Origin of the sequence: Massilia phyllostachyos (assembly GCF_021044825.1) — a bacterium.
Lineage (GTDB): Bacteria > Pseudomonadota > Gammaproteobacteria > Burkholderiales > Burkholderiaceae_D > Telluria > Telluria phyllostachyos.
The window spans coordinates 199528-214560 of the sequence record NZ_JAJNOC010000002.1 but is presented as its reverse complement, the minus strand read 5'-3'; the positions used below and the strand labels follow the sequence as shown (position 1 = coordinate 214560).

At 69.5% G+C, this 15033-nt stretch carries 14 protein-coding genes; 6 read left to right on the top strand and 8 right to left on the bottom strand.

Translation table 11 applies throughout. The annotated features are described in order from the left end of the window. Window positions 1-19: 19 nt before the first annotated feature. The gene (gene egtB / locus LQ564_RS07930; RefSeq protein WP_231057569.1) at window positions 20-1246 is read right to left on the bottom strand and encodes an ergothioneine biosynthesis protein EgtB; all 1227 of its coding nucleotides are present in this window, start codon (window positions 1244-1246) and stop codon (window positions 20-22) included. A gap of 1 nt (window position 1247) precedes the next feature. Further along, complete coding sequence (gene egtD / locus LQ564_RS07925) at window positions 1248-2219, bottom strand: L-histidine N(alpha)-methyltransferase (RefSeq protein ID WP_231057568.1); 972 nt, start codon at window positions 2217-2219, stop codon at window positions 1248-1250. A gap of 177 nt (window positions 2220-2396) precedes the next feature. Here egtD and LQ564_RS07920 point away from each other — a divergent pair, with 177 nt between their 5' ends. The 6 genes from LQ564_RS07920 to LQ564_RS07895 all read left to right on the top strand — a co-directional run bounded on the left by LQ564_RS07920 (window position 2397) and on the right by LQ564_RS07895 (window position 6864). Further along, entirely contained in the window at window positions 2397-3284 is an 888-nt protein-coding gene (locus tag LQ564_RS07920) for a putative selenate ABC transporter substrate-binding protein (RefSeq protein ID WP_231057567.1), read from the top strand. 19 nt (window positions 3285-3303) lie between these two features. Next, window positions 3304-4122, top strand: a complete 819-nt coding sequence (locus tag LQ564_RS07915) for a phosphonate ABC transporter ATP-binding protein (protein ID WP_231057566.1) — start codon at window positions 3304-3306, stop codon at window positions 4120-4122. Beyond that, window positions 4122-4946, top strand: a complete 825-nt coding sequence (locus LQ564_RS07910; RefSeq protein ID WP_231057565.1) for a PhnE/PtxC family ABC transporter permease — start codon at window positions 4122-4124, stop codon at window positions 4944-4946. Before LQ564_RS07915 ends, LQ564_RS07910 begins: the two co-directional genes overlap by 1 nt. Continuing rightward, on the top strand, window positions 4943-5734 hold the full coding sequence (gene phnE, locus LQ564_RS07905) for a phosphonate ABC transporter, permease protein PhnE (protein WP_231057564.1): 792 nt from the start codon (window positions 4943-4945) through the stop codon (window positions 5732-5734). The genes LQ564_RS07910 and phnE overlap by 4 nt, the downstream gene beginning before the upstream one ends. A gap of 19 nt (window positions 5735-5753) precedes the next feature. Further along, entirely contained in the window at window positions 5754-6398 is a 645-nt protein-coding gene (locus LQ564_RS07900; RefSeq protein ID WP_231057563.1) for an ABC transporter ATP-binding protein, read from the top strand. Window positions 6399-6576: 178 nt separating this feature from the next. Beyond that, on the top strand, window positions 6577-6864 hold the full coding sequence (locus LQ564_RS07895; protein WP_036211798.1) for a hypothetical protein: 288 nt from the start codon (window positions 6577-6579) through the stop codon (window positions 6862-6864). 162 nt (window positions 6865-7026) lie between these two features. Here LQ564_RS07895 and LQ564_RS07890 read toward each other — a convergent pair whose 3' ends face one another. The 6 genes from LQ564_RS07890 to LQ564_RS07865 all read right to left on the bottom strand — a co-directional run bounded on the left by LQ564_RS07890 (window position 7027) and on the right by LQ564_RS07865 (window position 15007). Beyond that, a complete protein-coding gene (locus LQ564_RS07890; protein WP_231057562.1) occupies window positions 7027-7530 on the bottom strand; it encodes a hypothetical protein in 504 nt (167 codons plus the stop codon). A gap of 95 nt (window positions 7531-7625) precedes the next feature. Then, entirely contained in the window at window positions 7626-8747 is a 1122-nt protein-coding gene (locus LQ564_RS07885; RefSeq protein WP_231057561.1) for a response regulator, read from the bottom strand. Then, the gene (locus tag LQ564_RS07880) at window positions 8744-11809 is read right to left on the bottom strand and encodes a response regulator (RefSeq protein WP_231057560.1); all 3066 of its coding nucleotides are present in this window, start codon (window positions 11807-11809) and stop codon (window positions 8744-8746) included. The genes LQ564_RS07885 and LQ564_RS07880 overlap by 4 nt, the downstream gene beginning before the upstream one ends. A 16-nt stretch (window positions 11810-11825) precedes the next feature. Next, window positions 11826-12710, bottom strand: coding sequence for a transporter substrate-binding domain-containing protein (locus LQ564_RS07875; RefSeq protein WP_231057559.1), 885 nt, complete (start codon window positions 12708-12710; stop codon window positions 11826-11828). A gap of 69 nt (window positions 12711-12779) precedes the next feature. After that, window positions 12780-13754 (bottom strand): Ppx/GppA phosphatase family protein, encoded by a 975-nt coding sequence (locus tag LQ564_RS07870; protein WP_231057558.1) that lies wholly within the window; start codon window positions 13752-13754, stop codon window positions 12780-12782. 80 nt (window positions 13755-13834) lie between these two features. Continuing rightward, window positions 13835-15007: a GGDEF domain-containing protein gene (locus tag LQ564_RS07865; protein WP_231057557.1), complete on the bottom strand. Its 1173-nt coding sequence runs from the start codon at window positions 15005-15007 to the stop codon at window positions 13835-13837. Window positions 15008-15033: the final 26 nt, after the last annotated feature.

The following is a 15033-nucleotide window of genomic DNA, read 5'->3' as shown; positions in this document are numbered from 1 at the left end:
CGCCAACTACGGCGCCGAGTCATCGCGCCAGCCTGATCCCGGTGAACTGCCAGCGCGCGCCTGACGGGAAGAAGTTGCGGTAACTGGCGCGCGCGTGTCCCTCGGGCGTGGCGCAGGACGAGCCGCGCAGCACGTACTGGTTGACCATGAACTTGCCGTTGTATTCGCCGATGGCGCCGGGCGCCGGCGCATAGCCGGGGTACGGCGCATACGAGCTGGCGGTCCACTGCCAGCAGGCGCCGAACATCTGCTGTAGTCCCTCGCCACTGGCAGCTTCCGGATGCAGGGCGCCGCCCGCGAGCGCCGCCCGGCGCGCGGCGAATTCCCACTCGGCTTCGGTGGGAAGGCGCGCGCCGCGCCAGCGCGCATAAGCGTCAGCCTCATACAGCGAAATGTGCGTCACCGGCCGGGCCGGGTCGAGCGCCTGCAGCCCGTGCAGCGTGAATTCCTGCCAGCGACCGTCGTCGCCCTCGACCCAGTACAGTGGCCGGGTGATCTCGCCTGCACAGACCCGGTCCCAGCCCTCGGCCAGCCACAGCGACGGGTCGCGGTAGCCGCCGGCGTCGATGAATGCCAGGTACTCGCCATTCGTCACCAGGCGCGAGGCAAGCGCGAACGGCGCCACATAGGTGCGGTGGCGCGGCAACTCGTTGTCGAAGCAGAAGCCGCTGCCCTTGTAGCCGATCTCCGCCAGCCCGCCCTCGAAGGCGATCCAGTCGGCCGCAGCCGGCTGCGTCCCGGACGCCATCGCCTGCGGCGTGTAGGCTGGATACAGCGGATTCTGCGCCAGCAGGTGCTTGAGGTCGGTGAGCATCAGTTCCTGGTGCTGCTGCTCGTGCTGCAGGCCGAGTTCGACCAGCGCGGCGACCTCTATCCCTTTCGGACCGCCCAGCAGCGCAGCCATGCGGCGATCGACGTCCGCGCGGTAGGCGCGCACCTCGTCCAGCGACGGCCGGCTCAAGAGGCCCCGGTGTGGACGCGGATGCTTGGCGCCGACGCCGTTGTAATAGGAGTTGAACAGCACCCGGAAGGCCGGGTGGAAGGGTGCGAAACCGTCCTCGTTCGGCTCCAGGATGAAGGTCTCGAAGAACCAGGTCGTGTGCGCCAGGTGCCATTTGATGGGGCTGGCGTCCGGCATCGACTGCGCCAGGCAATCTTCCGGCGAGAGCGGCGCCGCGATCTCGAGCGAGCGCGCGCGCACCCGTTGGAAGGCGTGGACCAGGTCTTCGCGCTGCCCGATGCCCATCTTACTTCCCCGCTCCGGCGATCGCCTGCGCGTGGATCACCGCGAACCAGCGCTGCGGGTCGGTCCACACGCGGGTCGCCTCGAAGCCGGAACGCTCCAGCAGCGCGATCGCGTCGGCCTGCTGGTATTTGTAGCTGTTCTCGGTGTGGATGCAGTCGCCCGCTTCGAACACGCGCCCCCCGCGGTTCCAGCGCACCTCCTGGCGTCGCAGCGCTTCCAGGTGCATCTCGACCCGGCCGCGCGCGGCGTTATAGAAGCCGTGGTGGCGCCAGGCGCGGATGTCGAAGTCGGCGCCGATCAGGTGGTTCACGTGGCGCAGCACGTTCAGGTTGAAGGCGGCGGTGACGCCGAGGGCGTCGTCGTAGGCGGCGTCCAGGGTCGCCTTGTCCTTGGCCAGGTCGACGCCGATCAGCACGCCGCCATCGTCCCCGCACTGGGCGCGCAGGCGGCGCAGGAAGCCCTGGGCTTCCTCCGGCGTGAAGTTGCCGATCGAGGAGCCCGGGTAGAAGAACAGACGGCGCTCTTCCCGCACCTGGGGCGGCAGCTCGAAGCGCTGCGAGAAGTCCATGCCGAGGCCTTCCATCGCGATGTGCGGGAAGCGCTGGCGCAGGCGCACCAGGGCGTCGCACAGGAATTCGCTCGAGATGTCGATCGGGACGTACTGGGCCGGCTGTAGCAGCGGGAACAGCGAGGCGGCCTTGGCGCAGTTGCCGGCGCCGAGGTCGACCAGGGTCGAGCCGAGCCCGGCGACCCGCGCCATCTCGGCGCCGTGGCGCGCGAAGATCGCGGCCTCGGTGCGGGTCGGGTAATACTCTGGCAGCTCGCAGATGGCTTCGAACAGTTTCGAACCGAGCGCATCGTAGAGGAACTTGGGCGAGATCCAGGTCTGCTCGGCCACCAGCCCGGCGTGCAGTTCGTCGGCCTCGTGCGCATTAGCGGCGAGAGATACTTCTTCCGTGCAGGAGATGTGCATAAGCGTTATCATTCGTGCCGCCATACCGCACCATGCGCCATGGCATAAGGTTAGTCGAAAACGATGTTGCAGTTTTTGCCATGATAGCGGATTCGCTGCCACGCTGTTTTCCCTGCCGTGCGCGCGTGTCGATGCCGGTTCGCATCATTCCTCTAATTAATAAGAAAGACGATTCAGATGACCTCCTTCTCGCCTTCGCGTGTCCTGAAATCCCTGCTTGCCGCCACCGCCACGGCCGGCCTGATGTTCGCCGCCGGCGGCGCCTATGCCCAGAACACCCCGGGTGTGCTGCGCGTCTCCGCCATCCCCGACGAAGCGCCGACCGAACTGCAGCGCAAGTTCAAGCCGCTGGGCGACTACCTGGCCAAGGCCACCGGCCTGAAGGTCGAGTTCACCCCGGTCACCGACTACGCGGCCTCGGTCGAGGGCTTGATCAACCGCAAGATCGACATGGTCTGGTTCGGCGGCTTCACCTTCGTGCAGGCCAATGTGCGCAGCAAGGGCCAGGTCACGCCGCTGGTGCAGCGCGCGGAAGACGAGAAATTCCGCTCGGTGTTCGTCACCACTAACCCGGCGATCAACAGCTTGGCGGACTTGAAGGGCAAGACCCTGTCCTTCGGTTCGGAGTCGTCGACCTCGGGCCACCTGATGCCGCGCTCCTTCCTGCTGGGCGCCAAGATCAACCCGGACACCGACCTCAAGCGCATCGCCTTCTCGGGCGCGCACGACGCCACCGTGGCAGCGGTCGCGGGCGGCAAGGTCGATGCCGGCGCACTGAACATCTCGGTGTGGGAAAAGCTGGTCGAGTCGAACAAGGTCGACCCGAAAGTGGTGCGTGTGTTCTACACCACCCCGGGCTACTACGACTACAACTGGACCGTGCGCAGCGACATGAACGCGGCCCTGAAAAAGAAGATCACCGACGCCTTCCTGGCCCTGGACGACTCGACCGCCGAGGGCAAGCAGATCCTGGAACTGCAGCGCGCGACCAAGTTCGTGCCGACCAAGACCGCCAACTACTCAGCGATCGAAGCGGCCGCGCGCAACGCCGGCCTGCTGAAGTAATTTGGGCAGGCTGCGCGCGATGACTTACCGGCTCGAGAACCTCACGGTGCGCCACCTGGCGGCGAAGGCGGACGCCCTGCCCGCCCTGGCTGGCCTCGACCTGGGCATCGCGGCGGGCGAGCAACTGGCCCTGATCGGCCCTTCCGGCGCCGGCAAGACGACCCTGCTCGCCACCCTCGCCTGCGCCCACCGGCCCGCCGCCGGAGGGTTCGAGGTGTTCGGCCAGGACCCGTGGGCGCTGTCGCAGGGCGCGCGCCACCGCCTGCGTTCGCGCCTGTTCCTGGCGCCGCAGACGCCGCCGCTGCCGCCGCGCCAGCGCGTGGTGACCAGCGTGCTGGCGGCGCGCCTGCCGTACATGAGCTTGTGGCAGGCCTTTGCCTCGCTGGTGAAACCGCGCGATCCGGATGCGGCGCATGCGGCCCTGAGCCGCTTTGGCCTGGGCGACAAGCTGTATGCGCGCGTCGACCGCCTCTCCGGCGGCGAACGCCAGCGCTGCGGCCTGGCGCGCCTGCTGCTCTCGGACGCCGAAGTGTTCCTGGTCGACGAGCCGATCTCCGCGCTCGACCCGACCCTGGCCCAGCACACCCTGGCCACCCTGCAGCGCGAAGCCGCCAGCCGCAGTGCGCTGCTGGTCTGCAGCCTGCACCAGGTCGAAATGGCGCGCGCCCACTTCCCGCGCCTGGTCGGCCTGCGCGCGGGACGCATCGTGTTCGACCTGCCGCGCGAACAGGTGAGCGACGCGATGATCGCCGCGCTCTACGAAAACGAGCACGTGGCGCAGCCTCCCGAACACCCGCACGAGTCGCCCGACCGGATCGCGGTCGGCGCCTGCTTCTGATGGCGGCGGTGCATCATCCAGACCCGGCCTGGCGCGGCCGGGTCACCGCCACCGTCGTCTGCCTGCTGCTCCTGTGGCCGATGCTGACGGCCAGCGAATTCAAGCCCTGGCTGCTGTTCGACCCGCAAAGCCTGGCGGCGGCCGGCGGTTTCCTCAGCGACTTCCTGCGTCCCGCGCACGACCCCGAATTCCTGGCCATGATGGCGCGCGACACCTGGCAGACGGTGGCCATCGCCACCGCCGGCCTCACGCTGGCGCTGCTGGGCGCCGTTCCCGCCACCCTCGTCATCACCGAACGCCTGTCGCTGTCGCTGCTGGGCACCGGCCGCATGCGCCCGGGCAGCCGTGTGATTCGCCAGCTGCTGCGCTGGGTGCTGGTGTTCCTGCGCAGCGTGCCGGAGCTGGTGTGGGCGCTGCTGTTCGTGCGCATCGTCGGCCTGGGCCCGACCGCGGGCGTGCTGGCGATCGCGCTGGCCTACAGCGGCATGCTGGCCAAGGTGTATGCCGAGATCCTGGAGTCGAGCGACGCCCATGCGCTCGACAGCCTGCTCGCCAACGGCAGCGGGCGTTTGCCGGCGCTGCTGTACGGCGCCCTGCCCGATGCGAGCGCCGAACTGGTGTCGTACACCGTCTACCGCTGGGAATGCGCGATCCGCGGTTCGGCCGTGATGGGTTTCGTCGGCGCGGGCGGCCTGGGGCAGCGCATGGATGAAAGCACGAAGATGATGGCGGGCGGCGAAGTGGCGACCATGCTGATCATGTTCGTGCTGCTGGTCGCCCTGGCCGACGTGGTCTCGAAACTGCTGCGCCGGAGGCTCGGATGAAGCCGGGTTTGCCGCCACCGCCGCCACGGTCGATCGGCACGCCGCTGCTGATGCTGCTCCTGCTGGCCCTGGTCGTGGCCAGCTTCGCCTCGCTCGACCTGCAATGGGCGGCGTTCTTCGCGCCCGATGCCTTGACCTCCGCGCGCGAATTCCTGGCCGGCTTCACGCCGCCCGAGACCGCGCCGGCGTTTGTGGCCAGGACCCTGGGCGCGCTGTGGGAGACGCTGGCGATGTCGCTGGTCGGCACCCTGCTGGCCGTGATCGGCGGCCTGCTGCTGGCGCTGCCGGGGAGCGGCCGCTTCGGCGCCGTGGCGCGCGGCGTCACGCGCGTGCTGCTGAACGTGTTGCGCTCGATTCCGGAACTGGTGTGGGCGGCGCTGCTGCTGGTCGCGGCCGGCCTCGGCCCGTTCGCCGGCACCCTGGCACTGGCGGCGCACACCGCCGGCGTGCTGGGGCGCCTGTTCGCCGACGCGCTGGAAAACGTCGCGCCGCAGCCCGAAGCCGCCCTGCGCGACAACGGCGCCGCGCCGCTCGCCGCGTTTCTCTACGCGACCCTGCCGCAGGCGCTGCCGCAGATGCTGTCCTACACCCTGTACCGCTGGGAGAACAATATCCGCGCCGCCGCGGTGCTGGGCGTGGTCGGCGCCGGCGGCCTGGGACAGATGCTGAAGTACCACCTGTCGCTGTTCCAGATGCAGAGCGCGGCCACGGTGGTGATCGCGATGCTGCTGCTGGTAGCGGCGGTGGACGGCGCCAGCTTCGCGCTGCGGCGCGCCCTCACGCGCTGACTTCCAGCACAATCGCCCGATGCTCGTTCTCGACCAACTGACCAAATCCTACGGCGGCCGCACCGTGCTGGCGGCCCTGTCCCACACCTTCCGCGCCGGCGAATTCGTCGCCATCATGGGCGAGTCCGGGGTCGGCAAGTCGACCCTGCTGAACCTGATCGCGGGCCTGGACACGCCCGACGGCGGCCAGGTGATCGTCGACGGCACCCCGATGGCGGCGCTCGACGACGACGCCGCGACGCTGCTGCGTCGTACCCGCATGGGCTTCATCTTCCAGGCCTTCCACGTGCTGCCGCACCTGACCCTGCGCCAGAACGTGGCGCTGCCGCTGCTGCTGAACCGGGCCCCGTCCGGACGCGCCGACCAGATGCTGGAGGCGGTCGGCCTGGCGGGGCGCGGTGGCGACTTCCCGCGCCAGCTCTCGGGCGGCGAACTGCAGCGGGTGGCGATCGCGCGCGCGCTGGTGCACCGCCCCGCCCTGCTGCTGGCCGACGAGCCGACCGGCAACCTCGACCCCGAGACCGCCGAAGGCATCCTCACCCTGCTGCGCCAGGAAACCCGCCAGAGCGGCGCCGGCGCCATCATGGTCACCCACTCCCATGCCGCGGCCGCCATGGCCGACCAGGTCTTGCTCCTGACTCGTTCCGGATTGAAATTAGCGTAAGTTCCGCGAAGAAAGACGCAAATGGAAACAATTTTGCGTCTGAATCGTGAATCGCGCTAGACGGAGTCGTAGTAATATCACAACGACCCGCCACCCCAGGCAAATTCAGATCAACAGGCAGGGCCTTCCAGAACAAGTCGATCCGTCCCGAATCCACCTTTATATTCGGAGAACCGACATGAGCGTACGACAGAAAAAACAGGAAATGCTCGCCGCGATGCACCGGGCCCGCGCCCTGGAGCCGTCGAGCTTCGTGCCCAACAAGCTGCTCGACACCCTGATCGAGCGCATGCAGCTGAAGAACGACGCGGAGCTATGCCGCGTCCTCGAAGTGCAGCCGCCGATCATCAGCAAGATCCGCCACCGCAAGCTGAATGTGGGGGCGACCATCCTGTTGCGGATGCATGAGAAATCGAATATTCCGATCCGCGAGCTGAAGGAACTCACCAGCGCGTCGATCCACTAGCGGCGGTCGGTTGCTCGCGCGGCCCGACCACATTGTTGCCTTCCGCAGGTCGCACCGGCGAAGGCCGGTGCCTAAGTTTGCATGCGTTTCGACTATTCGACGAACTTGGGCACCGGCCTGCGCCGGTGCGACGGTTTTCCAGCCAACGGTGTTTTCAGCCCCTTAGTCGGCGGCTGGTGGGCGACCCGTCTTCAGCTGCGGCAGCGCCGCCAGCACGGTCTTGAGGGTGGCGATGTCGACCTGGCCCAGGAGCGCCACGCCGATGCGCAGCAGTTCGCTCTTCTTGACGTCGATCCCCGCGCGCAGGCAGGCGCTCTTGACGTCGGCGAGCACCGCGTATTCCTGCTCGGGCATGGTGAAGCTGTCGCGCACAAGCACCGGGCGCGCGGCGTCGCGCGGGGCGGCGACGGCGGGTGCGGGTGGCGCCGCCTTGCGGCTACGCTTGGGTGCGGGCGCCGCCAGGGCGCCGGCGGCGGCCTTGACGGCCGACTTCACCGCCGTCTTGCGTGGCGCCGCGGTCTTGACGGATCTGGCTGCGGGTCTTGCAGCCGACTTCGCAGCCGGCTTCGCTGCAGGCTTCGCAGCTGGTTTGACTACCGCCTTGGCCGGCGCTTTCGCAGGCACGGCCTTGGCTGCCGCCGGCGTGGCGGCTGACTTCCTGGGCATTACAGACTCCATTGTTTCAACAAGCTAAACAATATAGTCGATATGCCCCGTGACTGCCAACGCGCGCGCTTGATCCGGCGCAGTGATATAGCTGCTTACACGCCCTCTTCCTCGGCGTCCCGGTATTCCTCGGCGATGCGCGCGAACTCGTGCTCGATGGCGAAGAAGGCGTCCAGCACGTCCGGGTCGAAGTGGCTGCCGCGTCCCTGGCGCATGATCTCGAGCGACTGCGCGTGGGTGAAAGCCGGCTTGTAGATGCGGCGCGAGATCAGCGCGTCGTACACGTCGGCCACCGCCATCAGGCGCGCCGACACCGGAATCGCGTCGCCGCTCAGGCTTTCCGGATAGCCGCTGCCGTCCCACTTTTCCTGGTGCGAGTAGGAGATCTCGCGCGCGAACATCAGGAAGCTGTTCGAGCCGCCCAGGTGCTTCTCGGCCAGCATGATGGTGTCGCGCCCGTAGGCGGCGTGCAGCTTCATGACTTCGAATTCCTCCGGATCGAGCTTGCCGCGCTTTTGCAGCACATGGTCGGGCAGTCCGACCTTGCCGATGTCGCACAGCGGCGCCGACTTGTACAGCAGCTCGATGTTCTCGTCCGTGAGGTGGCTGGCGAAGCGCGGATGGCTGCGCAGCTTCATGGCCAGCGCGCGCATGTAGTGCTGGGTGCGGCGCAGGTGGTTGCCCGGCCCGCCGTCGCGCGTCTCCGCCATCGAGGCCATGGCCAGGATCAGCGCCTCCTGCATCAGGAGCAGCTGGCTGGTACGCTCGCGCACCATGCGTTCCAGGTTCTGGTTGTGTTCGTGGAGCTGTCGGCGCGCCGCGCGCAGGGTCAGGTGGGTGTGCACGCGCGCGAACAGGATCGGTGGGCTGATCGGCTTGCCGAGGTAGTCGACCGCGCCTACCGACAGGCCCATGGCCTCGTCCTCGATCTGGTTCTTCGCGGTGAGGAAGATCACCGGGATGTCGCTCGTCGCCGGGTTGGCTTTCAACTGGCGGCAGGTCTCGTAGCCGTCCAGGCCCGGCATCATCACGTCGAGCAGGATCAGGTCGAGCTCGGGCGTGGCCAGCGCCACCTGCAGGGCGGTGCTGCCGTTGTTCGCCACTTTCGTGTTGTACTTGTCCTTCAGGAGGCGCGACAGCAGCATGATGTTGTCGGGCGTGTCGTCGACGATCAGGATGGTCGGTTTCTCGGCTTTGCTCTGCAGGGCTGGATTCATATGTGTTCCGCGATGGCAGGAGCGCCGCCGTGCGACTGGGCCAGCACGGCGCGCGCTTCCTCGAATTCGTAACGCGACAGGTGGCTTTCCAGGCGCGTGAGCAGCGCCGGTCCGAGCAGGCGCCCGAGGGGCCCGCGCACCGTGTCGAAAAAGTCGGTGGCTTCGCCGGAGAACTCGGCGAGCATGGCTTCCAGCTGGGCCACGGCCTTGGCCGCGTCCAGCGCCGAAGCGCCCGGCAGCGGCGCGACCGGCGCCGCCGCGGGCCGCCCGGCGAAATAAGTGTCGAGGGCGTCCAGCAGGCTGGCCTGGGCGCGTTCCAGCATCGCGCAGCTGGCCTCCAGGCGCGCCAGGTCGGGACTGGCGCGCCCGGCTTCTTCCTCGATTTCCTGGGCCAGCGCCTGCAGCTCGCGCGCGCCGACATTGCCGGCCACGCCGCGCAAGGCATGCGCGCGCACGGTGACGTCACGCAGGCGTCCGCCATCGAGGCCGGCGCGGATGCTGCAGCCGGCGTCGCGCTGCGAGGTGCGGAACCGGTCCAGCAGCTCGACGTAGAGGCGGCCGTTGCCGCCCACATTGCGCAGGCCGAAGGCGGCGTCGATGCCGGCCATCCCGGCCAGTCCCGGCTCCGCAGCCGTCATGGAGCCGCCGTCGCCGCCCTCCGGCGCGGTGCGCGCCGGCAGCGCCTTGCCCAGCCAGCGCGACAGGGTGGCGTACAGCTTCGCGGGTTCGACCGGCTTGGTGATGTAGTCCTGCATGCCCTCGGCCAGGCAGCGCTCGCGGATCTCGGACAGCGCATGCGCCGTCATGGCGATGACCGGCAGCGCGTCGAAGCGCGCATCGCGGCGCAGCTCCACCGTGGCGGCGTGGCCGTCGAGCTGGGGCATCTCGAGGTCCATCAGCACCAGGCGGTAGGCATCGGGGCCGGCGTCGAAGAGTTTGTCGAGCGCCTGCCGGCCGTTCGAGGCGACGTCGACGTCGATGCCCTGCGACTCGAGCAGCTCGCGCGCGATCTGCTGGTTGACCAGGTTGTCCTCGACCACCAGCACCCGCGCCGCATGCTGGGCGGGACGCACCACGCCGGTCCTGGCGTTCTCGCGCGGCGCTTGCGCGAACAGCCCGGCCAGGGTGCTCGACAGCGACGAGCCGACGAAAGGCTTGAACAGGAAGCCGTTCACGCCCGCCTCTTCCGCGCGCGCCTGCACGTCGTCGCGGCCGAAGGGCGTCACCAGCACCGTCAAGGGCGGGCGCCGCAGCTCGCTGTTTTCGCGGATGCGGCGCACCAGGTCGATGCCGTCCATGCGCGGCATCGTGCAGTCGGTCAGCACCAGCAGGTAGGGATTGCCGGCCGCATCCGCGGCCCCGATCGCGCCTTCCGCATGGCGCGCATCGGACGCGCACTCGACCCGCAGCGGCAGCGCCGCCAGCGCTTCGCGCAGCACCGCGCGCGCCAGCACGCTGTCGTCGACCACCAGCACCCGCGCGCCATTCAGTTCGGGCGGCAGCGCCAGGGACGGTTCGGGCTCGCCCGACAGCGCGAAGTCGAGGTCGAAGTGGAAGGTCGCGCCGGAGCCCGGCTCGCTGTCGACCGCGATGCGCCCGCCCATCAATCCCACCAGCTGCTGCGAGATCGACAGCCCCAGGCCCGTGCCGCCGTACTCGCGCGTGGTCGAGCCGTTGGCCTGGCTGAAGGCGCGGAACAGCTTGGCCTGCTGCTCCTCGCCGATGCCGATGCCGGTGTCGCTGACCGCGAAGCGCAGCCGCACCCGGCCCGGATCCGCCTCGCGCAGGGGAATGCAGGACAGCTGCAGCTCGCCGCTGGGCGTGAACTTCACCGCGTTGTTGACCAGGTTGATCAGGACCTGGCCCAGGCGCAGCGGGTCGCCAATTAGCCGGCGCGGCACCGCCTGCGGCACATGGAACAGGTATTCGAGGCGCTTGTCGGCGGCGCGCTGGCTGGTCACGCTGGCGACGTTGCACAGCACCTCGTCGAGATCGAAAGCGACCTGCTCGACCTCGAGCTTGCCGGCCTCGATCTTGGAAAAGTCGAGGATGTCGTTGATGATCCCGAGCAGCGACAGCGCCGCGCGGTGGATCTTGCCGACGTAGTCCTGCTGCTTCGGATTCAGGTCGGTGCGCAGCGCCAGGTAGGCCATGCCGATGATGGCGCTCATCGGGGTGCGGATCTCGTGGCTCATATTCGCCAGGAACTCGGACTTGGCGACATTCGCCGCTTCCGCGCGCAGGTTCGACTGGGTCAGCTCCTCGGTGCGGGCGGCGATCTTCTGTTCCAGGTCTTCGTTCAGTTCGCGCAGCTGCTGCTCGATGCGGCTTTTCTCGCGCAGCAGGCCGAGGGTTTCCTGCTCGGCGTGGCGCAGGCGGTTCAGGGTGTCACGGAAGCTCCGCACCGCCGACGACAGGCGTCCGACCTGGTCGCGCCGTCCGATGCCGGACAGGCGGATGTCGGTCTCGCCGCGCGCCAGCTTTTCCAGCGCGTCCTGGATGTCGGCGAAGGGTTCGGACATGCGCCGCCCCACCAGGAACACGCAGGCCACGATGGCCAGGGTCAGCAGGATGTTGGCGGCGGCCGTGTGCACGATCTGGCGCCGCAGGTCCTGGTCGATCTGGGCGCGCGAAAAGGCCAGCTCGATCGCGCCCACCGGGTAGGTGCGGGCGCCGTCGTTGTAGCTGATGCGGCGCCGCACCCGCACCGCCGGTTCGCTCTCGTGCCCCGGCGTGTTGCCGAGCGCCGCCAGCAGGGTGCCGTCCGGCGCCAGCACCTGCAGGGTCTGCACTTCCGGGGTGGCGCCGAGGGCGTCGACCACCGAAGACACGGCGGCGCTGTTGATGTCGAACAGCGGCCGCGCCAGCGCGTGCGACAGCACCTTGGCCTGGCGCTCGACCCGCTCCTGCAGGCGCGCGTCGGCCTCGGTGCGCAGGGTGTGCAGCGTGTAAGTGGTATATACCCCGGTCGACAGCGCGACCGCCAGCACGATGCCGGCGCCGAGCCGGAACACGATGTTCTGGCGCCAGTTCTCGACCAGGCGGCGCGGCAGCAGGCGCATGCGCGAACCGCGGCGGCTAATGGCGGCCCCCGTCGCGCGCGGCGATGCGCTCGCCACCGAGGATGGGCAGGTCGACACCGGTATCGACCAGCTTGCGCCGGGCCGCGGTGGCGTAGTCACGCTCGCGCTGGCGATAGCCGGGGCTGTTCCTGACCTCTTCGATCGCATTCCACAAGCGCGCCGCCAGCTGCGGCTGGCGCGCGACGAAGGCATGCGACAGCACCAGGTAATAGGGCTTCTCCACCAGCGGAACCGGCAGCACTTCGAGCTTGCCGCCCATCGGTCCGCGCAGCATGCGGATGGCGTCGCCGCCGCCCATCGCGGCGCCGGCCAGGCGTCCCGCGACCAGCTTCTCGGCCAGTTCGTCGGGGCGCTGGCTGCCCTCGTCCAGCGCCACGCCTTGCAGGCGCAGGAAGTCGCCCACCGAGTAGCCGAGCTGGAAGCCGATCCGGCCTTCCAGGTGGTGGAAGGTCTTGCCGTCCCAGTCGAGCCGGCTGCCCTTGGGCCGCACCAGCACATAGGTATCGATGTGCATGCGCTTGGCCGGATCGGCCTGCGGGTCGGGCGCGTTCGGCGTCACCGCTGCGCCGGCGGGCACCCCCGGGTACACGCCGAGGCCCAGGCGGTCGCGGTTGAAACTGACGGCGAAGGCGCCGCCGACCTGGTTGGCGCGCAGTTGCTCCAGGCAGCGCTTCCACGGCATGCTCTGGTAATCGAAGGTCACGCCCACGCGCCGCGCCACTTCCCCCAGCAGCTCGAAATTCAGGCCGCCGCCGTCCAGCGTGCGCCAGGGCCGCACGTCCTGGCGTTCGAAGCAAAGGGTGATGCTGTCCTGCTTCGCCAGGGCCATGGCCGGGGCCAGCAAGCAGGCTGCCAGCAGCAAACGGTGGGAGAGAGACATGTGATACGGGAAACCGGGCATGGTTGATAGAACAACACGAGTATGCCACCAGAAGTTTCCAAACAACAGCTAAATCAAGCCCCTCGCACTTGAGGTGACGCGCCCGCGCGACGCCGGCGGCGGCGCCGGCGCTGCGCCCCGGTGCAGCTCCCAGATCGCGCCGACACGCAGGCCGGCATGGGCCGGAAGCACGCTGTCGATGCCGCATTCTTCCATCAAGGCGAGCAGCAGCGCCAGGCCGCCGGCCAGGTGCGGAGCGCGCGCGGCGGCCGGCCAGGCCAGGCGGATGCGCGCCACCTGCCCGGCCTGGATGAAGCGCTCGCGCAGCGCCGCCAGGGTCGCATGGTCCAGGCGCCCGTCCGACAAGCCGTCTTCGCGCGCGATCTCGGCCAGCGCGCGCACGGTGCCGCAGGCGCCCCAGGCCAGCGCCGGCGCGCCGCCCGGCAAGGCCGCGCCGGCGAAGCGGCTGCGGCCCGAGCGCACGGCGGCGTCGAAGCCGGCGGCGTCGATCCGGCCGTCGGGGAAGAAGGCCAGGCTCTGACGCGCCGCGCCGACCGCGAAGGTCTCGATGCGCTCGATGCGCGCGCCCTGCCCCAGCACCAGTTCGGTCGCGGCGCTGCCGATGTCGAGCACCAGGCGCGCCGCGCCGTCGTCCGGCAGGGTCGAGGCCACGCCGGTATAGACCAGGCGGCCGGCCTCGTCGCCGGCGATGAGTTCGATCGGGCGGCGCAGCGCGGCCTCGCAGGCCGGCAGGAACAGCGGCGCATTGCGCGCCATGCCGAGGGCCGCGCTGGCCACCACCCGCACCGCGCGCGGGCGCCACAGGTCGAGGGTGCGCGCGAACTCGCGCAGGCATTCCAGTGCATGCCGCAGCGCGGTTTCGTAGGCGCCGCCGTGATCGTCGAAGGAGGTGGCCAGGGCGACGCGCTCGGCCAGCGAAGCCTCGAGCTGCAGTTCGCCGTGGGCGATGCGGGCGACGTGCAGGCGGAAGCTGTCGGCGCCGAGTTCGACGGCGGCATAACGGTCTGGTTCTGGGTGGTGCATGGCGATCGTGTTCTTCCTTCGAGAGCCGAAGGATACGGACGCCATGTGACAGGACCGTGACGCGCGCATGCGCGTCAGGTTCACACGTCGGCGGAGGCGGCGGCGGCCTGGCTGACCCGGTTGCGCCCGGCGGCCTTGGACGCCCGCAGCGCATCGTCGGCGCGCTGGAACAGGGTCACGTTGCTGTCTTCCGGCCGGATCACGGTGACCCCGAAGCTGGCCGTCATGGCGATCATGGCGCGCTCGCTCTTGACCGGCGAGGTGGCGATGGCGGCGCGGATGCGCTCGGCCACCAGCATCGCTTCGTCGGCGCTGGTGCGCGGCAGCAGGATCGCGAATTCGACGCCGGCCAGGCGGCCGACCAGGTCGGAATCGCGCAGCTGGCGCCGGCACAGTTCCACCACGTGGCGCAGCACCGCATCGCCGGCCGGATGGCCGTAGCCGTCGTTCACCCGCTTGAAGTCGTCCAGGTCCAGCACCACCAGCGCGGTCGGCAGGCCGGGACGGCGCGCCAGCGCCATCCAGGGCGCCAGGGCGTTGAAGAAGCCGCGCCGGTTCGGCACGTCGAGCAGCGGGTCCACCACTTCCAGGCGCGCCAGCTCGCGCGCCGCGCCTTCGCGGCCGAGCAGCAGCATGCCGTAGCCGTTGGCCAGCATCAGGAGGTAGAGCGCGGTGTTGGACAGCATGCGCAGCAGGTCGTTCGACAGCCAGCGCCAGCCGCCCGGCAGCAGCAGCACCGACAGGCCGCGCGCGGCCACCACCAGCGCCAGCACGGCGGTGAGCACGGCCAGGAAGCGCTGCAGCAGGCTGGCCTCGCGCCAGCCGCGCGCCAGGGCGGCGGCGCCGGCGAGATAGAAGCCGCCCAGCAGCAGCGAGGCGGCGACGCTGCGCAGCCCCTGCTCGTCGATCAGGTAGCAGGCGAAGAACACCAGGATGGCGAGGCAGGCGGCGCCCACCATCGGGCGGCGCCAGCCGTGCCGGCCGGCGCGTTCGAAGGTGGCGCCGGCCTCCAGGGCGACGCCGGCAAACAGCAGCGCATAGCCGCCCGGCAGCGCCAGCGCTTCCGGCACGATGCTGGCGCCGCCCAGGGCCAGCAGGGTCCAGGCGCCGGCCTGCACCTGCTTGGACAGGGCCCAGGCGCCCAGCGCCGGCGGGCGCACCGGCCCGTGGTCGTAGAAGGTCAGCAGCGCGCACAGGGCCAGGTTGCCCAGGGCCAGCACCAGCACCATCGTGGTTGCGTCCAGGTTCGTCATGAAGAAGTCGGCATCTCGATCATTGG